The 19,307-nt window shown below is 62.3% G+C and carries 15 protein-coding genes; 12 read left to right on the forward strand and 3 right to left on the reverse strand.

The window, feature by feature from the left end:
* Positions 1–14: 14 nt before the first annotated feature.
* The 7 genes from apaG (at position 15) to G9C89_RS17680 (ending at position 8,196) form a co-directional block, all read left to right on the forward strand.
* Positions 15–395, forward strand: a complete 381-nt coding sequence (gene apaG / locus G9C89_RS17650) for a Co2+/Mg2+ efflux protein ApaG (protein ID WP_172150437.1) — start codon at positions 15–17, stop codon at positions 393–395.
* A complete protein-coding gene (locus G9C89_RS17655) occupies positions 395–1,219 on the forward strand; it encodes a symmetrical bis(5'-nucleosyl)-tetraphosphatase (protein WP_172150439.1) in 825 nt (274 codons plus the stop codon). The genes apaG and G9C89_RS17655 overlap by 1 nt, the downstream gene beginning before the upstream one ends.
* The gene (gene glpE, locus G9C89_RS17660) at positions 1,216–1,545 is read left to right on the forward strand and encodes a thiosulfate sulfurtransferase GlpE (protein WP_172150448.1); all 330 of its coding nucleotides are present in this window, start codon (positions 1,216–1,218) and stop codon (positions 1,543–1,545) included. Before G9C89_RS17655 ends, glpE begins: the two co-directional genes overlap by 4 nt.
* Positions 1,546–1,829: 284 nt before the next feature.
* Positions 1,830–3,752 (forward strand): PrkA family serine protein kinase, encoded by a 1,923-nt coding sequence (locus G9C89_RS17665; RefSeq protein WP_172150450.1) that lies wholly within the window; start codon positions 1,830–1,832, stop codon positions 3,750–3,752.
* Between the two features lie 105 nt (positions 3,753–3,857).
* Positions 3,858–5,129, forward strand: a complete 1,272-nt coding sequence (locus tag G9C89_RS17670; protein WP_172150452.1) for a YeaH/YhbH family protein — start codon at positions 3,858–3,860, stop codon at positions 5,127–5,129.
* A gap of 23 nt (positions 5,130–5,152) precedes the next feature.
* Entirely contained in the window at positions 5,153–6,706 is a 1,554-nt protein-coding gene (locus tag G9C89_RS17675; RefSeq protein ID WP_172150787.1) for a SpoVR family protein, read from the forward strand.
* 221 nt (positions 6,707–6,927) lie between these two features.
* Positions 6,928–8,196, forward strand: coding sequence for a multifunctional CCA addition/repair protein (locus tag G9C89_RS17680; RefSeq protein ID WP_172150454.1), 1,269 nt, complete (start codon positions 6,928–6,930; stop codon positions 8,194–8,196).
* A gap of 24 nt (positions 8,197–8,220) precedes the next feature.
* Here G9C89_RS17680 and folK read toward each other — a convergent pair whose 3' ends face one another.
* Both folK and folB read right to left on the reverse strand, forming a co-directional pair.
* Positions 8,221–8,760, reverse strand: a complete 540-nt coding sequence (gene folK, locus G9C89_RS17685) for a 2-amino-4-hydroxy-6-hydroxymethyldihydropteridine diphosphokinase (protein WP_172150456.1) — start codon at positions 8,758–8,760, stop codon at positions 8,221–8,223.
* Positions 8,751–9,107 carry a dihydroneopterin aldolase gene (gene folB / locus G9C89_RS17690; protein ID WP_172150458.1) on the reverse strand — a complete coding sequence of 119 codons (357 nt, stop codon included), beginning with the start codon at positions 9,105–9,107 and terminating at the stop codon, positions 8,751–8,753. The genes folK and folB overlap by 10 nt, the downstream gene beginning before the upstream one ends.
* A 230-nt stretch (positions 9,108–9,337) precedes the next feature.
* Here folB and plsY point away from each other — a divergent pair, with 230 nt between their 5' ends.
* On the forward strand, positions 9,338–9,907 hold the full coding sequence (gene plsY, locus G9C89_RS17695; protein ID WP_172150460.1) for a glycerol-3-phosphate 1-O-acyltransferase PlsY: 570 nt from the start codon (positions 9,338–9,340) through the stop codon (positions 9,905–9,907).
* A 56-nt stretch (positions 9,908–9,963) separates the two neighbouring features.
* On the opposite strand, the gene tsaD is transcribed toward plsY, so the two are convergent.
* Positions 9,964–10,989 carry a tRNA (adenosine(37)-N6)-threonylcarbamoyltransferase complex transferase subunit TsaD gene (gene tsaD / locus G9C89_RS17700; protein ID WP_172150462.1) on the reverse strand — a complete coding sequence of 342 codons (1,026 nt, stop codon included), beginning with the start codon at positions 10,987–10,989 and terminating at the stop codon, positions 9,964–9,966.
* 206 nt (positions 10,990–11,195) lie between these two features.
* Between tsaD and rpsU the strand changes: the two genes are divergently transcribed.
* From rpsU to G9C89_RS17720, 4 genes are all read left to right on the forward strand, one after another.
* On the forward strand, positions 11,196–11,411 hold the full coding sequence (gene rpsU, locus G9C89_RS17705) for a 30S ribosomal protein S21 (protein ID WP_003296736.1): 216 nt from the start codon (positions 11,196–11,198) through the stop codon (positions 11,409–11,411).
* A gap of 140 nt (positions 11,412–11,551) precedes the next feature.
* Positions 11,552–13,546, forward strand: a complete 1,995-nt coding sequence (dnaG, locus tag G9C89_RS17710; RefSeq protein WP_172150464.1) for a DNA primase — start codon at positions 11,552–11,554, stop codon at positions 13,544–13,546.
* A 67-nt stretch (positions 13,547–13,613) separates the two neighbouring features.
* Complete coding sequence (gene rpoD / locus G9C89_RS17715; protein ID WP_172150466.1) at positions 13,614–15,461, forward strand: RNA polymerase sigma factor RpoD; 1,848 nt, start codon at positions 13,614–13,616, stop codon at positions 15,459–15,461.
* A gap of 101 nt (positions 15,462–15,562) precedes the next feature.
* Positions 15,563–19,300 carry a bifunctional diguanylate cyclase/phosphodiesterase gene (locus tag G9C89_RS17720; protein ID WP_172150468.1) on the forward strand — a complete coding sequence of 1,246 codons (3,738 nt, stop codon included), beginning with the start codon at positions 15,563–15,565 and terminating at the stop codon, positions 19,298–19,300.
* Positions 19,301–19,307 lie beyond the last annotated feature (7 nt).

The following is a 19,307-nucleotide window of genomic DNA, read 5'->3' on the forward strand; positions in this document are numbered from 1 at the left end:
CCGAGTACTAGTCAATGTCAGATCCCCGTTACCAGGTCGACGTCCGCGTCACCACCCGCTACCTGCCGGAACAGTCGCAGCCGGAGCAGAACCGCTTCGCCTTCGCCTATAACGTGACCATCGTCAACCAGGGTCAGTTGCCGGCCAAACTGCTGTCGCGCCACTGGCTCATCACCGACGGCGACGGCCATGTGCAGGAGGTGCGTGGCGCCGGCGTGGTCGGCCAACAGCCGCTGATCGCCGTCGGCGAGAGCCACACCTACAGCAGCGGCACCGTCATGGCCACCCGCGTCGGCACCATGCAGGGCAGTTACCAGATGCTCGCCGCAGACGGCAAGCAGTTCGACGCCCTGATCGCGCCGTTCCGCCTGGCGGTTCCAGGCTCGCTGCACTGATGGCGACCTATGCCGTCGGCGACCTGCAAGGTTGCCTGAAACCCCTGCAATGCCTGCTGCAGCAGGTCGCATTCGACCCTGCCAAAGATCGTCTCTGGCTGGTCGGCGACCTGGTCAACCGCGGCCCGCAGTCGCTCGCCACCCTGCGCTTCCTCTATCAGATGCGTGATGCGCTGACCTGCGTGCTGGGCAACCATGACCTGCACCTGCTGGCCGTTGCGTCCAATATCGAACGACTGAAGAAGAGCGACACCCTGCAGGAGATTCTCGACGCACCCGATCGCGCCGATCTGCTCGACTGGCTGCGCCGCCAGAAGCTGCTGCATTATGACGCCGAGCGCGACATCGTCCTGGTGCATGCCGGCATCCCGCCGCAATGGTCGCTGCAAAAAGCCCTCAGGCGCGCGGCCGAGGTTGAGGAAGCCCTGCGCGACGACGCGCGCTTTCCACTGTTCCTCGATGGCATGTACGGCAACGAGCCAGCCAAGTGGGACAAGGATCTGCATGGCGTGGCCCGCCTGCGGGTGATCACCAACTACTTCACGCGCATGCGCTTCTGCACGGCCGATGGCACACTGGACCTGAAAAGCAAGGAAGGCGTCGCCAGCTCGCCGCCCGGTTATGCGCCCTGGTTCAGCTACAAACAGCGCAAGACTCGCGGACAGAAGATCATCTTCGGCCACTGGGCGGCCCTGGAAGGTCGCTGCGAGGAACCTGGCCTGTTCGCCCTGGACACCGGCTGCGCGTGGGGTGGCGCCCTGACCCTATTGAATATCGACAGCGGCGAACGCCACCGCTGTGACTGCAGTGAGGTACACGCATGAACGAGTTCAAACGTATCCACCCAACACAGGCCCAGGCTCTGCGCCAGCAAGGCGCCGTCGTGGTCGACATCCGCGACCCGCAGAGCTTTGCCGCCGGCCATATCCAAGGCTCGCAGCACCTGGACAATCACTCGCTGCATGATTTCATCGCCAAGGCCGATCTCGACCTGCCGCTGATCGTCACCTGCTACCACGGCAACTCCAGCCAGAGTGCCGCTGCCTACCTGGTCGGCCAAGGCTTCAGCGCGGTGTACAGCCTGGATGGCGGCTTCGAACTGTGGCGCGCGACCTTCCCCGAAGAAACCGCGCAAACGCCAGACGCATAAAAATTTATTCAGCGCGCCAGACCACGCCAACACTGGGCTACCGCCCACCCCTAAGCAGCGGTAATATCCTGTTATCGTTCGTGGCCACTTGATCTTGCCGATTCCGAACTATCCTTTAGCTCAGGCCATCCAAAACTAAGGTAGAGCCGGCCATCCGGCATCCGGGCCATCGGTAAGACCTTTAGGTGTTCTGGGGGGATTTTCCTCGGCTGACGTGTCAGCCGATCGCCCGCACCCGCACAACCGATGCCACGGCGGCTCTAAGCATCGAGCGAGGTGAAGTCATGAGCATTTTCAGCCACTTCCAGCAACGTTTCGAGGCGACCCGGCAGGAGGAATACTCCCTGCAGGAGTACCTCGAACTGTGCAAACAGGATCGCAGCGCCTACGCCACTGCAGCAGAGCGCCTGCTGCTGGCAATTGGCGAGCCTGAATTGCTCGATACTTCAAGCAACTCGCGGCTGTCGCGGATCTTCTCCAACAAGGTGATCCGCCGCTATCCAACCTTCGCCGACTTCCACGGCATGGAAGAATGCATCGACCAGATCGTCTCCTACTTCCGCCATGCGGCCCAGGGCCTGGAAGAGAAGAAGCAGATCCTCTACCTGCTCGGTCCGGTTGGCGGCGGTAAATCGTCGCTGGCAGAAAAGCTCAAGCACCTGATGGAAAAAGTGCCCTTCTATGCGATCAAGGGCTCGCCGGTGTTCGAGTCGCCGCTCGGCCTGTTCAACGTCGATGAGGACGGCACCATCCTCGAAGAGGAATACGGCATTCCGCAGCGCTACCTGAGCAGCATCATGTCGCCCTGGGCGACCAAGCGCCTGACCGAGTTCGGCGGCGACATCAGCCAGTTCCGCGTGGTCAAGCTGTACCCCTCGATCCTCAACCAGATCGCCATCGCCAAGACCGAGCCGGGCGACGAGAACAACCAGGACATCTCCGCCCTGGTCGGCAAGGTGGATATCCGCAAGCTGGAGGAATTCCCGCAGAACGACGCCGATGCCTACAGTTACTCCGGTGCCCTGTGCCGGGCCAACCAGGGCCTGATGGAATTCGTCGAGATGTTCAAGGCACCGATCAAGGTGCTGCACCCGCTGCTCACCGCCACCCAGGAAGGCAACTACAACAGTACCGAAGGCCTCGGCGCGATTCCCTACAGTGGCATCCTGCTGGCCCACTCCAACGAGTCGGAATGGCACAACTTCCGCAACAACAAGAACAACGAGGCGTTCATCGACCGCATCTACATCGTCAAGGTGCCCTACTGCCTGCGCGTCACCGACGAAATCAAGATCTACGAGAAACTCCTCACCAACAGCTCGCTGGCCAAGGCCCATTGCGCACCGGACACCCTGAAGATGCTCGCCCAGTTCTCGGTGCTGAGTCGCCTGAAGGAGCCGGAAAACTCGAATATCTACTCGAAGATGCGCGTCTATGACGGCGAAAACCTCAAGGACACCGATCCCAAGGCCAAGTCGATTCAGGAGTACCGCGACACGGCCGGCGTCGACGAGGGCATGAACGGCCTGTCGACCCGCTTCGCCTTCAAGATCCTGTCCAAGGTATTCAACTTCGACCCCCACGAGATCGCCGCCAACCCGGTGCACCTGCTCTATGTGCTGGAGCAGCAGATCGAACAGGAGCAGTTCCCCAGCGAAACCCGCGAGCGCTACCTGCGCTTCATCAAGGAGTACCTGGCACCGCGCTACATCGAGTTCATCGGCAAGGAAATCCAGACCGCCTACCTGGAGTCCTACAGCGAATACGGGCAGAACATCTTCGACCGCTACGTGCTGTACGCCGACTTCTGGATCCAGGACCAGGAATACCGCGACCCGGAAACCGGCGAGATCCTCAACCGCGTCGCGCTCAACGAGGAGCTGGAGAAGATCGAGAAACCGGCCGGCATCAGCAACCCGAAGGACTTCCGCAACGAGATCGTCAACTTCGTGCTGCGTGCCCGGGCCAACAACAACGGCAAGAACCCGACCTGGCTCAGCTACGAGAAGCTGCGCGTAGTGATCGAGAAGAAAATGTTCTCCAATACCGAGGACCTGCTGCCGGTCATCAGTTTCAACGCCAAAGCGAGCAAGGAGGATCAACAGAAACACAACGACTTCGTCACTCGCATGGTCGAGCGCGGCTACACCGACAAGCAGGTACGCCTGCTGTCCGAATGGTATCTGCGGGTTCGTAAATCGCAGTAAGGCAGCCATAAGCGGCAAGCTTCAGGCTGCAGGCAACAGCGACCGAGGGCCGGGGTCGCGCTTGCAGTTTGCGGCTTGTGGCTTGCAGCTCCCCGGAGGGGCCCTATGAGCCATGTGATCGACCGACGTCTGAACGGCAAGAACAAGAGCACGGTTAACCGCCAGCGCTTCTTGCGGCGTTACCGTGACCACATCAAGAAAGCCGTCGAAGAGGCGGTGAGCCGCCGTTCCATTACCGACATGGAGCATGGCGAACAGATCAGCATTCCCGGGCGTGACATCGATGAGCCGGTGTTTCACCATGGCCGCGGCGGCAAGCAAACCATCGTCCATCCGGGCAACAAGGAATTCGTCACGGGTGAACGCATTCCGCGTCCGCCAGGCGGTGGTGGCGGCCGAGGAGCGGGCAAGGCGAGCAATACTGGCGAAGGCATGGATGAGTTCGTCTTCCAGATCACTCAGGAAGAGTTTCTCGACTTCATGTTCGAGGATCTCGAACTGCCCAATCTGGTGAAGCGCCACCTGACCGGTGCCGACACCTTCAAGACCGTGCGCGCCGGTATCAGCAACGAGGGCAATCCATCACGGATCAACATCGTGCGCACCCTGCGCTCGGCCCATGCCCGGCGCATCGCCCTGTCCGGCAGCAGCCGCGCCAAGCTGAAAGAGGCGCAGGTCGAACTGGAGCGCCTGAAGCGCGAAGAGCCGGACAACTTCGGCGACATTCAGAATCTTGAGCTGGAAATCGGCAAACTCCTGGCCCGGATTAAACGCGTGCCCTTCCTCGACACCTTCGACCTCAAATACAACCTGCTGGTCAAGCACCCCAATCCCAGCTCGAAAGCGGTGATGTTCTGCCTGATGGACGTGTCCGGCTCCATGACCCAGGCCACCAAGGACATCGCCAAGCGCTTCTTCATCCTGCTGTACCTGTTTCTCAAGCGTAACTACGACAAGATCGACGTGGTGTTCATCCGCCACCACACCAGCGCCAAGGAGGTGGACGAAGAGGAGTTCTTCTACTCCCGCGAGACCGGCGGCACCATAGTCTCCAGCGCGCTCAAACTGATGCAGGAGATCATGGCCGAGCGCTACCCCACCAACGAATGGAACATTTATGGCGCCCAGGCGTCGGATGGCGACAACTGGAATGACGATTCACCGATTTGCCGGGATATATTGATCAAGCAGATCATGCCGTTCGTGCAGTACTTCACCTACGTCGAGATCACCCCGCGCGAGCACCAGGCGCTGTGGTTCGAGTACGAGCAGGTCAGCGAAGCCTTTGACGACACCTTCGCCCAGCAGCAACTGGTGTCGGCAGGCGATATCTACCCCGTGTTCCGCGAACTGTTCCAGCGGAGGCTTGCGACATGACAGCGCATGACAGCAGCGTACCCGTGAAGAAACGCCAACCGATCTCCACCGGCTCGGAATGGACCTTCGAACTGATTGGCGCCTACGACCGCGAGATCAGCCGGCTCGCCGAACGCTATGCGCTGGACACCTATCCCATCCAGATCGAAGTGATCACCGCCGAACAGATGATGGACGCCTACGCCTCGGTGGGCATGCCTCTGGGTTATCACCATTGGTCCTATGGCAAACATTTCCTTAGCACCGAAAAGAATTACAAACGCGGACAGATGGGCCTGGCCTACGAGATCGTGATCAACTCCGACCCCTGCATCGCCTACCTGATGGAAGAGAACACCATGTGCATGCAGGCGCTGGTCATCGCCCATGCCTGCTACGGTCACAACAGCTTCTTCAAGGGCAACTACCTGTTTCGCACCTGGACCGACGCCAGCTCGATTGTCGACTACCTGGTGTTCGCCAAGCAGTACATCATGCAGTGCGAGGAACGCCATGGCATCGATGCGGTGGAAGACCTGCTCGACTCCTGCCATGCCCTGATGAATTATGGGGTCGACCGCTACAAGCGCCCCTACCCGATTTCCGCCGAAGAGGAGCGGCGCCGGCAGAAGGAGCGCGAAGAGCACCTGCAGAAACAGATCAACGACCTCTGGCGCACCATTCCCAAGGGCGCCGGCAAGCGCGGCGAGGAAGACAACAAGCGCTTCCCCTCGGAGCCCCAGGAAAACATCCTGTACTTCCTGGAGAAACACGCCCCCCTGCTCGAACCCTGGCAGCGTGAAGTGATCCGCATCGTGCGCAAGATCGCCCAGTACTTCTATCCGCAGCGCCAGACCCAGGTGATGAACGAGGGCTGGGCCTGCTTCTGGCATTACACCCTGATGAACGATCTGTATGACGAGGGCCTGGTCACCGAGGGCTTCATGATCGAGTTCCTCCAATCGCACACCAGCGTGATCTACCAGCCGCCCTTCGACAGCCCCTACTACAGCGGCATCAACCCCTACACCCTTGGCTTCGCCATGTACCGCGACATCCGCCGAATCTGCGAAGAGCCCACCGAAGAAGACAAGCACTGGTTCCCCGACATCGCCGGTAGCGACTGGCTGACGACCCTCAAGTTCGCCATGAGCAGCTTCAAGGATGAGAGCTTCATCCTGCAATACCTGTCGCCCAAGGTGATCCGCGACCTCAAGCTGTTCAGCATTCTCGATGACGATCAGAAGGATGAATTGCTGGTTCCGGCCATCCATGACGAGCCCGGCTACCAGAGCATCCGCGAAACCCTGGCCGCCCAGTACAACCTGGGCAATCGCGAGCCCAACATCCAGATCTGGAGCATCGACCGCCGCGGCGACCGCTCACTGACCCTGCGCCACCAGCAGCACGATCGCAAACCCCTGGGCAACTCCACCGATGAAGTGCTCAAGCACCTGCATCGCCTGTGGGGCTTCGACATTCACTTGGAGACCCTGCAGGGCGACAAACTGATCGACACCCAGCACGTGCCGCCCAAGGGTGACAGCGATCACGACGGCGACTACCCGCGGCTCGACCTGGTGATTCCGCCTATCTGATCGCGCTCCCGCTGCCCACGCCCTCATTAACCCGGATGACCTGAACAACTGCGTTTGCGGCAAGCCGGATGCCGAGGACGTAGCCCGGGCTACGGGGTTCAAGGGCTCCTACGTCCTGCGAGACTTGTTCTCGCCCCCTCCGCTCTCACTTGCCCTCCCATTCAAGCCATGGCCGCTCAGGCCCTCCAGCCGTTATGCTGTGCCGCAACGGAGGAGCAGGCATGCAGATTTACAAAGTGGGCGGCGCAGTGCGCGACCGCCTGTTGGGACGCCCGGTCAGCGAGGTCGACTGGGTGGTGGTCGGAGCCACGGCCGAACAGATGCACGAGCAGGGATTCCGCCCGGTGGGCGCCGACTTCCCGGTGTTCCTGCACCCGCAAACCGGCGAGGAGTATGCCCTGGCGCGAACCGAGCGCAAGAGCGGGCGCGGCTATGGCGGCTTCACCTTCTACGCCAGCGCGGACGTCACCCTCGAAGAAGACCTGATCCGCCGCGACCTCACCGTCAACGCCATGGCCGAGGACGTACAGGGCCGCCTGATCGACCCCTATGGCGGCCAGCGCGACCTCGAAGCCAAGCTGCTACGGCACGTCTCCCCGGCCTTCGCCGAAGACCCACTGCGCGTCCTGCGGGTCGCCCGCTTTGCCGCGCGCTATGCACCACTGGGTTTTCGCGTGGCGCCCGAGACCCTGGCGCTGATGCGGCAACTGAGCGACTCCGGCGAACTTTCGGCGCTGACGGCCGAACGCAGCTGGAAGGAAATCTCCCGCGCCCTGCTCGAACCGCGTCCCGATGTGTTTATCCAGGTCCTGCGTGACTGCGGCGCACTCAAGGCGCTGCTGCCGGAAGTCGACACCCTGTTCGGCGTGCCACAGCCACCCGCCCATCACCCGGAAATAGACACCGGCGTGCACGTACTCAGCGTGCTGCGTCAGTGCGCCGAACACCAGCAGCCGCTGGCGGTGCGCTGGGCCTGCCTGCTGCATGATGTCGGCAAAGGCCTGACGCCGAAGGCCGACTGGCCCCGGCATATCGCCCACGAACGACGCGGGCTGAAGCTGATCCGGGCGATCAACGAACGCAGCAAGGCCCCGAAAGACTGCCAGGAGCTGGCCCTGCTGGTCGGCGAATACCACACCCACGGCCACCGCGCCCTGGAGCTGAAAGCCTCGACCCTGCTGGAGCTGCTGCAGCACTTCGATGTGTTTCGCCGCCCGCAGCGCTTCGAGGCGTTCATCGCCGCCTGTGAGATGGACGCCCGTGGACGGGACGGACTGGAACAACGCGCCTACCCGCAGGCCGATTACCTGCGCGGCGCCATGCAGGCGGCCCGTGCCGTGGCGGTACAGCCGCTGCTGGAGCAGGGCTTGCAAGGTCCCGAACTGGGCGAGGCGCTCAAGCGCGAGCGCCTCAAGGCGCTCAAGGCCTACAAGGCGAGCCATCAGCCGAGCCTTGCGCCGGTCTCCGCGGATGCGCGCGGCGAGCTCTAGCAGCTCTAGCAGCCCGTCAGGCTGCTAGGCGGACCCGGGGAATGCCGCGAGCAGGTCGGCCGGGGTCAGTTCGCTTCCGCACCACTGGAATGGCACGGGACAGAGTTGCTGATTGATCTGCGCCGCCCGCCACAGCGCGGCAAAACTGCGCTGCTCTGCAGGGTGCAGGCGATCCGGCAGCAGCAGCGCCAATGGCCAGAGCACAAAGGCGTTTTTCAGGATTTCTGCCCGCGGCAGCACCAGCCCATCGAAATTACCGACCTGATCGCCGTACAGCAGAACATCGATATCCAGTGGCAGGCCCTTGCGCTCGGGCGCATAACGGCCGTTGTCCGCCTCGATGAATTTCAGCCGGCGATCCAGCTCACCCAACGGCAGCTCGCTATAGCCCGCCACCACCAGGTTGAAGAAGGGGCCACTCTTGATGCCCACCGCCTGGCTTTCGAACACCGGCGAGCAGCGCATGTCGCCCAGCATGGCGGCCAGCGCCTCGAGCCCGGCCTGCAAATGCGCCTCACGCTCGATATTGCTGCCCAGACCTAGCACAACGGGAGTTAGCGACATCCGCGCTCGATCTCCACACCAACACCGCCAATCGCCGCCGGTACCGCACCGGGCTTGGTCAACCTGAGGCGCAGCCAGGGAATCTGGAACTCGTTCATCAATACCTCGGCCAGCCGCTCGGCAAAGGTTTCCACCAGAATGAACTGCGCTTCGCTGGCGAAGGCCTGGACACGCGCCGACACCGCCGCGTAATCGAGTGCCTTGCTCAGGTCATCGCCAGCCGCTGCCGGGCGATTGTCCCACCCCAGGCACAGATCCAGGCGCAAGCACTGGCGGATGGTTCGTTCCCAGTCGTAGGCGCCGATTACCGTATCGACTTCCAGACCTTCAATAAAAACTGTGTCCAAGCACTCTCTCCACAACACGCCAAAGCCGCACCAACTCGCTGGCTGGCCGAGTAACCACTACTGTGCACGACTATACGGCGTTGAAATCAGGTTTAAATGCTCATTTGCGACTCGTACACCACGCTTTTGTCTTGCCGGGCTAGCCCCGCACGCCATCGTGGTACTGCGCTCGCTACCTTTTTCAACTGCCTGCTAGAATCCAGCCATTCCTTCACCGCGGAATGGCTACCATGTTTTGGCTGCTGGCGATCCTCGCCTACCTGCTCGGCTCACTGTCCTTCGCCATTCTACTCAGCCGCAAGGCCGGTGGGCCGGATCCGCGCGTCAGTGGCTCCGGCAACCCCGGCGCTACCAATATGCTGCGGGTCGCCGGCAAACGCCTGGCCGGTCTGACCCTGCTCGGCGACCTGCTCAAGGGCTTGCTCCCGGTCCTGGCTGGCGCCCTGCTTGGCTTGAGCCTGCAACAACAAGCCTGGCTCGGCCTCGCAGCTGTGATCGGCCATCTTTACCCGCTGTACTTTCGCTTCCGTGGCGGCAAAGGCGTCGCCACTGCCGCCGGCATGCTGCTGGGGCTTTACCCGCCGGCGGCACTGCTGGCCATCTGCGCCTGGCTACTGAGTTTCAACCTGACCCGCACCAGCTCATTGGCCGCGCTGATCGCCACCCCGCTGAGCCTGCCATTGCTGGCCTGGCAACAACCTGCAGCATTGCTGCCGATGAGTGCAGTGACTGGCCTGATCGTCTGGCGACACCGTAGCAATCTACGCGACCTGTTCGACGGCCGGGAACGGCATTTTTAACCAGCCGCCGTTAGACAAGCGGCAGACCGACAGCAGCTTGTGCCACCCAGCTCGTTCTAGAGCGCCGGCAACGCCTCCATCGGCCAACGCGCCTGCACCTTGATATTCAGTTCCTCATGCTGCCCGGCCTTGAGGCGCTGGCAACCGGCATAGGCGATCATCGCGCCGTTGTCGGTGCAGAACGCCGGACGGGCGTAGAACACCTGTCCCTTGAACTCGCTCAGCATTTTTTCCAGCCCCAGACGCAGCGCCTTGTTCGCACTGACGCCGCCAGCGATCACCAGAGAGTTGAGCCCGGCCTGCTTGAGCGCCCGCCGGCACTTGATGGTCAGGGTCTCGACCACCGCCTGCTGGAACGCCAGGGCGACGTCACAGCGGGTCTGCTCGCCGTCATCACCGGCGGCGCGGCACTGCTGCCAGGTATTCAGGGTAAAAGTCTTCAAGCCGCTGAAACTGAAATCCAGTCCCGGCCGGTCGGTCATCGGCCGCGGGAAAGTAAAGCGCCCCGGCGTGCCTCGCTCGGCCAGTCGCGCGATTTCCGGCCCACCCGGATATTGCAGGCCCATCAGCTTGGCGGTCTTGTCGAAGGCTTCGCCGGCGGCATCGTCGAGTGACTCGCCGAGCAGTTGGTAACGACCAATGCCATCGACCCTCACCAGCTGGGTATGGCCCCCGGAGACCAACAAAGCGACGAACGGAAAAGCCGGCGGATTTTCTTCCAGCATCGGGGCCAGCAAGTGGCCTTCCATATGGTGCACGCCAAGCGCCGGAATGCCCCAGGCGAAGGCCAGCGCCTGGGCGCAGGAGGCACCCACCAGCAGTGCCCCGACCAGACCCGGACCGGCGGTATAGGCAACCGCCTGGATATCGCCCGGCGTGCATTTGGCCTCGGCCAATACCTCGCGGATCAACGGCAGCATGCGTTTGACGTGATCGCGCGAGGCCAGCTCGGGCACCACCCCGCCGTAAATACGGTGCTGCTCGATCTGACTGAACAAGGCATCGGCCAGCAGGCCACGCTCGCTGTGATAGAGTGCGACACCGGTCTCATCGCATGAAGTTTCCAATCCCAGTACCAGCATGGGCAACGCCTTGATATCGAGGGGCTAAACGCCAGAAGGCGCGCATGATAATCGGCGCTGGCGGACTCAGACCAGCCCTTTTCGATCAGAGGCTTTGCATTCCTGGCGATGAGACGGTAACATCCGCAACCCTTAAAAACGTACGTTCTCCAGCGCCATTTGCCAGGAGCACGACACCCCCCGGTAATAAAGAAGGTACGCCCTGGATGCCAGCCGTCAAAGTTAAAGAGAACGAACCCTTCGACGTAGCTCTGCGTCGTTTCAAGCGCTCCTGCGAAAAAGCCGGTGTTCTGGCCGAAGTTCGCAGCCGTGAATTTTATGAAAAGCCGACTTCCGAGCGTAAGCGCAAAGCAGCAGCCGCTGTTAAGCGTCACGCCAAGAAAGTACAGCGCGAACAGCGCCGCAGCGTCCGCCTGTACTAATACGTACAAGCGCAACGCCTGAATGCCCGGCCTCGGCCGGGCTTCGCTTTTGGACTCCGCACCACCCACGGGTGGCGCGGGGTCTTTTAGTTTCCGTAGTATTTGTCCAGCCGCCTCGCACGGCAGTATCCTGAGCGCCTATGGCCGGCCTGATCCCACAGTCTTTTATCGATGACCTGCTCAACCGCACCGATATCGTCGACGTGGTCGCCTCGCGCATCCAGCTGAAAAAGGCCGGCAAGAACTACACCGCCTGCTGCCCCTTCCATAAAGAAAAGACCCCCTCATTCAGCGTCAGCCCGGACAAGCAGTTCTATTACTGCTTCGGCTGCGGCGCCGGCGGCAACGCCCTGGGCTTTGTCATGGACCACGACCAACTGGACTTCCCCCAGGCGGTCGAGGACCTGGCCAAGCGCGCCGGCATGGAGGTGCCGCGCGAAGAAGGTGGACGCAACAGCAGCAACAAGCCGCGCCAACCCACCGACTCACCGCTCTACCCGCTACTGACCGCCGCCGCCGAGTACTACCGCCAGGCCCTGAAGAGCCATCCGCAGCGCAAGGCCGCCGTCGACTACCTCAAGGGCCGCGGCCTGTCCGGCGAGATCGCCCGCGACTTCGGTCTCGGCTTCGCCCCGCCCGGCTGGGACAACCTGCACAAGCACCTGGCCAGCGACAGCCTGCAGCAGAAGGCCATGATCGACGCCGGCCTGCTGGTGGAAAACGCCGACAACCCGGAAAAGATCAAGCGCTACGACCGCTTCCGCGACCGGGTGATCTTCCCCATCCGCGACAGCCGCGGCCGGGTGATCGCCTTCGGCGGCCGGGTGCTCGGCGACGACAAACCCAAGTACCTGAACTCCCCGGAAACCCCGGTATTCCACAAGGGCCAGGAACTCTACGGCCTGTTCGAGGCACGCAAGAGCAACCGCGATCTCGACGAGATCATGGTGGTCGAAGGCTACATGGACGTCATCGCCCTGGCCCAGCAAGGCCTGCGCAACGCCGTCGCCACCCTCGGCACCGCCACCAGCGAAGAACACCTCAAGCGCCTGTTCCGCATCGTGCCCAGCGTGCTGTTCTGCTTCGACGGCGACGCCGCCGGACGCAATGCCGCCTGGCGTGCCCTGGAAGCGACCCTGCCCAGCCTGCAGGACGGTCGGCGCGCGCGCTTCCTGTTCCTCCCCGAAGGCGAAGACCCGGACACCCTGGTACGCAGCGAAGGCACCGACGCCTTCCGCGCCCGCATCAACCAGCAGGCGCAACCGCTGGCCGACTACTTCTTCCAGCAACTCAGCGAAGAGGCCGACCCGCGCTCACTCGAAGGCAAAGCCCACCTGATGACCCTGGCCGCCCCACTGATCGACAAGATCCCCGGCAACAACCTGCGCACCCTGATGCGCCAGCGCCTCACCGAAATCACCGGCCTCAGCGGCGAAGCTCTGAGCCAGATGGCACCCGCCACCAAGAGCAGCGCCCATTCCAGCACCGGCCCAGCTCCCGGCGATTACCACCCGGACCATGGCGAAATTCCCGATAGTGCCTACTATGATGTCGCCCCCAGCCACAATGAATATGAAAATCCCGCCCCAACGGCGGGCTTCGAGCGCAGCAAGGGCAAGAGCAATTGGAAGAAAGAAGGCGGAAAATGGAGTAAAAAGGGCCGCGACGACTTCACCCCACGCGCACCACGCACCGCCGTCAGCGTCGAATCGCCACACCTGAGTGCGTTACGCACGCTGCTGCACCACCCCGAACTGGCCCAGAATGTCGAAGACGTCAGCCACTTCGCCGCCGAAGACGACACCTACGCACAACTGCTGGTGGCCCTGCTCGGCGCCCTGCAAAAGAACCCGAAACTGCGCGCCCTGCAACTGATCGCACGCTGGCACGGTACCGAGCAAGGCCGTCTGTTACGGGCCCTGGCGGAAAAAGAGTGGCTGATTTCAGCCGACAACCTTGAACAACAGTTTTTTGACACTATAACTAGTCTTGTGGCCCGCCAACGCGAGCGCAGCCTGGAACATTTGATCAACAAGGCCCGTCAAAGTGAGTTGAGTGCAGAGGAAAAAAACCAACTGCGCAACCTGCTGAGCCGTAATGCATCACCGGTAATCCCGAGCCCAACTGGCGCATAGGGGTCTTATTCGGGTATAATCCGCGGCTTGTTTTTAGCCCGCCAAGACCTTCAGTGGATAGGGTGTTATGTCCGGAAAAGCGCAACAGCAGTCTCGTATCAAAGAGTTGATCACCCTTGGTCGTGAGCAGGGCTACCTGACTTACGCGGAGGTCAACGACCACCTGCCGGAGGATATTTCAGATCCGGAACAGGTGGAAGACATCATCCGCATGATCAACGACATGGGGATCAACGTATTCGAGGTTGCGCCAGATAAGGATTCTCTTATGCTGGCCGACGCCGATACCGACGAAGCGGCTGCGGAAGAAGCAGCGGCTGCGTTGGCAGCGGTCGAGACCGACATTGGCCGTACTACGGACCCGGTGCGCATGTACATGCGCGAAATGGGCACAGTGGAACTGCTGACCCGCGAAGGCGAAATCGAAATCGCCAAGCGTATCGAAGAGGGTATCCGTGAAGTCATGGGCGCTATTGCCCACTTCCCTGGCACCGTCGACAGCATCCTCGCCGAATACACCCGCGTGACCACCGAAGGTGGTCGCCTGGTTGAAGTCCTCAATGGCTATATCGACCCGGACGACGGCAGTGTTCCTGCCGAAGCCGCCGCGCCGGTGCCGGTCAAAGACGGCACCGCCGCCGATGCCGGTGACGACAAGGAAGAGGAAGAGGACGACGCCGAAGAGGAAGAAGAAGGCGACGGCGGTCCGGATCCGGAAGAAGCCCTGCGCCGCTTCACCGCGATCTCCGAACAAATGGAGATCGCCAAGAAGACGCTGAAGAAGCATGGTCGCGGCAGCAAGCAAGGCATCGCCGAGCTGAAAGCCCTGGCTGAGCTGTTCATGCCGATCAAGCTGGTGCCCAAGCAGTATGAAGCGCTGGTGGTTCGTGTGCGTGGCGCCCTGGAGCGCCTGCGCGCTCAAGAACGCGCCATCATGCAACTCTGCGTGCGTGATGCACGGATGCCGCGCGCCGACTTCCTGCGCCTGTTCCCGGGCAATGAAATCGATGCCACCTGGTCCGAGCAACTGGCCAAGGGCAAAGCCAAGTACGCCGAGGCCATCGGCGGTCTGCAAGTCGACATCCAGCGCTGCCAGCAGAAGCTTGCCGCGCTGCAAACCGAGTGCGACCTGACCCTGGCCGAGATCAAGGACATCAACCGGCGCATGTCGATCGGCGAGGCCAAGGCCCGTCGCGCGAAGAAAGAAATGGTTGAAGCCAACCTGCGTCTGGTGATCTCGATCGCCAAGAAGTACACCAACCGCGGCCTGCAATTCCTCGATCTGATCCAGGAAGGCAACATCGGCCTGATGAAGGCGGTGGACAAGTTCGAATACCGTCGCGGCTACAAGTTCTCGACCTATGCCACCTGGTGGATCCGTCAGGCGATCACTCGCTCGATTGCCGACCAGGCCCGCACCATCCGTATTCCGGTGCACATGATCGAGACGATCAACAAGCTCAACCGTATCTCCCGGCAGATGTTGCAGGAGATGGGTCGCGAACCGACCCCGGAAGAGCTGGGTGAACGCATGGAAATGCCTGAGGACAAGATCCGCAAGGTATTGAAGATCGCCAAAGAGCCAATCTCCATGGAGACCCCAATCGGCGACGACGAAGATTCGCACCTGGGCGACTTCATCGAGGACTCCACCATGCAATCGCCGATCGACGTGGCGACCGTGGAAAGCCTCAAGGAAGCCACCCGCGAAGTACTGGCCGGCCTCACCGCACGTGAAGCCAAGGTACTGCGCATGCGTTTCGGCATCGACATGAACACCGACCACACCCTCGAGGAGGTTGGTAAACAGTTCGATGTAACGCGTGAGCGGATTCGTCAGATCGAGGCCAAGGCGCTACGCAAGTTGCGCCACCCGACGCGAAGCGAGCATCTACGCTCCTTCCTCGACGAGTAATCCAGAACCCCCGGCCAACACCGGGGGTTTTGCTATCTGCCTAGCCGAGTGCCAAGCCTGGCCTACACTCGGAGTACCACCCGTTCCGTGACGAGGCCGCCATGCCGCGATTGCCGGCCATTCTCCTGTTGTGCTTGGTGTATTGGGTCAGTCCGGTTGCCGCCTTGCCGCTCAGCGAAGAGGAGCGCAGCTGGCTTGCCGAGCACCCCGTACTGCGTCTGGGCATCGACGCCGCCTGGCCGCCGTTCGAGTTCCGCGACCCACAGGGCCGCTACCAGGGCCTGGCCGCCGACTACATCGCGCTGCTCGAACAACGCCTGGGCGTGAGCCTGCAACCGAGCGCAACAGACAGCTGGAGCGAGGTACTGGAGCAGGCCAAGGCCGGCCAACTCGATTTGCTTCCCGCGGTAATGGCGACCCCCGAGCGGCAGGCTTACCTGACCTTCACCCGCCCCTACCTGGATTTCCCGATAGTCATCCTGGCGCGCGATGGCGGCCCGCAACCACGCGCAATGAAGGCTCTCTCTGGTCTGAAAATTACCGTGGTCGAGAATTATGCGCCCCACGAACTGCTGCGCCGCCAGCACCCGGACCTCCAGCTGCTGCCGTTACCGACCGTCAATGCCGCCCTGCTGGCCCTCGCCAGCGGCCAGGCCGATGCCATGATCGGCGACCTCGCTTCCAGCGCCTGGAGCCTGCGCCAGCTCAAGCTGGAAGGCCTGCTCATCAGCGGCGAAACGCCCTACCGCTACCAACTGGCCATGGCCGCGCCGCACGACCAGGCCATCCTCATCGGGATTCTCGACAAGCTGCTCGCCGACATCAGCAGCAGCGAAGTCGGCGCCCTGCAGGCCCGCTGGATCGGCAACCTGCATGACCGGCGCAGCATCTGGCCTGAACTCCTGCTTTATGGCCTCCCGGGCCTGCTCGCACTGTGCGCCATCATCGCCGTGATCCTGCGCATCAACCGCCGCCTGCATGCCGAAATGAGCGCCCGCAGCCTGCTCGAACAGGAATTGCGCAACAGCGAACAGCACTACCGCAGCCTGGTGGAAAACCTCTCGGCCATCGCCTGGGAGGCACGCCTGGATGACTACACCTTCACCTATGTCTCGCAGCACGCGGAAAAACTGCTCGGCTACCCGCTGGCCGACTGGAAGCGCCCAGGCTTCTGGCTGCGCACCCTGCACCCGGACGATGCCCAGCAGGCCATGGAAGACTGCCTGCGCGAAAGCAGCGCCGGCCGCGACCATAGCCTCGACTACCGGATGTGTGCCGCCGACGGCCGCGTGTTATGGATCCGCGACATTGTCACCCTGGCCCGCAGTGGCGACCAGACGATCATGCGCGGTCTGATGGTCGACATCAGCGAAGCCAAACAGGCCGAGCTGGCCCTGCGCCTCTCCGAGCAGAAATTCGCCTCGGTGTTCCAGCAATGCCCGGACATCCTGGTGATCGCGCGCAGGGCCGACGGCTGCCTGCTGGAAGCCAACAACGCCTTCGAACAGCAGACCGGCATCCCGGTCAGCGAAGCGCTCGGCAAAACCGCCACCGAACTGGATATCTGGGGCATCCCCGGCATCGGCCAGACCCTGCTCAAGCGCCTGCAAGGCGAGAGCCTGCGCAACCTGGAAATGCCCTTCCAGCGGCGTAACGGCCAACGCTTCACCGGGCTGATCTCCGCCCAGGCCTTCCAGCTCGCCGACACCCCGGCGCTGGTGGTGGTCGTACGTGACATCAGCCAGCTCAAAGCCACCCAACAGCAACTGCTGCTCTCCGAAGACAAATTCGCCAAAGCCTTCCACTCCTCCCCCGACGGCCTGCTGATCAGCCGCGTTCGGGATGGCCTGCTGGTCGAAGTCAACCAGGGTTTCACTCGCATCACCGGCTACAGCAGCAGCGAAGTGGCTCGGCGCTCGACCCTGGAACTGGGCGTCTGGGCCAACCCGGCGGATCGCACCCGGATGCTCGAGCAACTCACCCTGCACGGCAGCGTACGCGACCTGACCGCCCCGATCCGCGCCCGCAATGGCCAGATACGCCTGTGCGAGCTGTCCGTCCAACCGATCCAGATCGGCGATGAGCCCTGCCTGCTGACCATCGCCCGCGACATCACCGAACGCCAGGTCATGCAGGAAAAACTCCAGCAGGCCGCCACCGTATTCGAAAGCACCGCCGAAGGCGTGATGATCACCGACCCCCAGCAGTGCATCGTCGCGGTCAACCGCGCCTTCAGCGAAATTACCGGTTTCAGCGAAGCCGAAGCGCTCGGGCAAACACCCCGGCTACTCGCCTCCGGCCAGCACGACAGTGCCTTCTACAGTGCCATGTGGCACCAACTGGAAGCTGAAGGGCACTGGCAAGGGGAAATCTGGAACAGGCGCAAGAACGCCGAGATTTTTCCGGAATGGCTGACCATCAGCGCCGTGCGCAACAAGGACCAACAGACCACGCACTTCGTCGGCGTATTCGCCGACATCAGCTCGCTCAAGCATGCCCAGGCCCGCCTCGACTACCAGGCCCACCACGACCCGCTGACCGGCCTGCCCAACCGCATACTGTTCGAAGCGCGACTGCATGCAGCCCTCGACGATGCGCAAACCAACGACCGCCGAGGCGCGGTCCTGTTTCTCGACCTCGACCGCTTCAAGCACATCAACGACAGCCTCGGCCACCCGGTCGGCGACCAGCTGCTCAAGAGCATCGCCATCCGCCTCAAGGAACAACTGCGCGACATCGACACCGTCGCCCGGCTCGGCGGCGACGAATTCATCATCCTGCTGCCGGGCCTGCACCAGACCGACGACGACGCCAAACTGGTCGCCAACAAACTGCTCGCCTGCTTCAGCCTGCCCTTCTACTTCGACGACCACGAGTTCCATATCAGCGCCAGCATCGGTATCAGCCTGTACCCCGATGACGGCCTGGATGTCGCCACCCTGGTGAAGAACGCCGACGCCGCCATGTACCGCTCCAAAGCCAAAGGCCGCAACCGGGTCGAAATGTACACCCACGACCTGACCTTCCAGGCCACCGAACGCATGACCCTGGAACATGAACTGCGCCGCGCCCTGGAGCGTGAAGAACTGCAACTCTACTACCAGCCGAAACTCAACCTGGGCACCCAGCGCCTGGCCGGCGCCGAAGCCCTGGTGCGCTGGATCCACCCCGTATTTGGTGAAATTCCGCCGGACCGCTTCATACCCCTGGCCGAAGAGAACGGCCTGATCCTGCCGCTGGGCGACTGGGTGCTGCAGCAAGCCTGCCGGCAAATGGGCGAATGGCAACGCCTCCACGCACCGTTCGGCCCCCTCTCGGTCAACCTGGCCGGCGCCCAACTGCGGCAACCGCAGCTGCTCGAACACATCTCGCAGCTGCTGAAGGACAACTCACTCGACCCCAGCCTGCTGCAACTGGAAATCACCGAAAGCTTCATCATGAACCAGACCGAGGACGCCCTGAGCATCCTCCACCAACTCAAGGCCCTCGGCGTGCAACTGGCGATCGACGACTTCGGCACCGGCTACTCCTCGCTGAGTTACCTCAAGCGCCTGCCGCTGGACACCCTGAAAATCGACCAATCCTTCGTCCGCGGCCTGCCGAACGACCCGCACGACGTGGCCATTGCCCGCGCCATCATCGCCCTGGGTCGCAGCATGCAACTCACGGTGATCGCCGAAGGCGTGGAAACCAAGGCCCAGGAACTGTTTCTCGCCACCGAAGGCTGCGAACAGATCCAGGGCTTCGTCCTGAGCCGCCCCCTCGCCGCCGACGCCTTTGCCCATAATTTCCTCGGCCCACGTCGTTCGGTTGGCGCTGCAGAGAAGGCACCGGTATAATCCGCCG

Origin of the sequence: Pseudomonas tumuqii, from assembly GCF_013184545.1 — a bacterium.
Taxonomy (GTDB): Bacteria; Pseudomonadota; Gammaproteobacteria; order Pseudomonadales; family Pseudomonadaceae; genus Aquipseudomonas; species Aquipseudomonas tumuqii.

What these genes read in the sequence shown, in the direction of transcription:
- apaG (WP_172150437.1), top strand. Translation starts at nt 15, where the DNA reads ATGTCAGATCCCCGTTACCAGGTCGACGTCCGCGTCACCACCCGCTAC.
- G9C89_RS17655 (WP_172150439.1), top strand. Translation starts at nt 395, where the DNA reads ATGGCGACCTATGCCGTCGGCGACCTGCAAGGTTGCCTGAAACCCCTG.
- glpE (WP_172150448.1), top strand. Translation starts at nt 1,216, where the DNA reads ATGAACGAGTTCAAACGTATCCACCCAACACAGGCCCAGGCTCTGCGC.
- G9C89_RS17665 (WP_172150450.1), top strand. Translation starts at nt 1,830, where the DNA reads ATGAGCATTTTCAGCCACTTCCAGCAACGTTTCGAGGCGACCCGGCAG.
- G9C89_RS17670 (WP_172150452.1), top strand. Translation starts at nt 3,858, where the DNA reads ATGAGCCATGTGATCGACCGACGTCTGAACGGCAAGAACAAGAGCACG.
- G9C89_RS17680 (WP_172150454.1), top strand. Translation starts at nt 6,928, where the DNA reads ATGCAGATTTACAAAGTGGGCGGCGCAGTGCGCGACCGCCTGTTGGGA.
- folK (WP_172150456.1), bottom strand. Translation starts at nt 8,760, where the DNA reads ATGTCGCTAACTCCCGTTGTGCTAGGTCTGGGCAGCAATATCGAGCGT.
- plsY (WP_172150460.1), top strand. Translation starts at nt 9,338, where the DNA reads ATGTTTTGGCTGCTGGCGATCCTCGCCTACCTGCTCGGCTCACTGTCC.
- tsaD (WP_172150462.1), bottom strand. Translation starts at nt 10,989, where the DNA reads ATGCTGGTACTGGGATTGGAAACTTCATGCGATGAGACCGGTGTCGCA.
- rpsU (WP_003296736.1), top strand. Translation starts at nt 11,196, where the DNA reads ATGCCAGCCGTCAAAGTTAAAGAGAACGAACCCTTCGACGTAGCTCTG.
- dnaG (WP_172150464.1), top strand. Translation starts at nt 11,552, where the DNA reads ATGGCCGGCCTGATCCCACAGTCTTTTATCGATGACCTGCTCAACCGC.
- rpoD (WP_172150466.1), top strand. Translation starts at nt 13,614, where the DNA reads ATGTCCGGAAAAGCGCAACAGCAGTCTCGTATCAAAGAGTTGATCACC.
- G9C89_RS17720 (WP_172150468.1), top strand. Translation starts at nt 15,563, where the DNA reads ATGCCGCGATTGCCGGCCATTCTCCTGTTGTGCTTGGTGTATTGGGTC.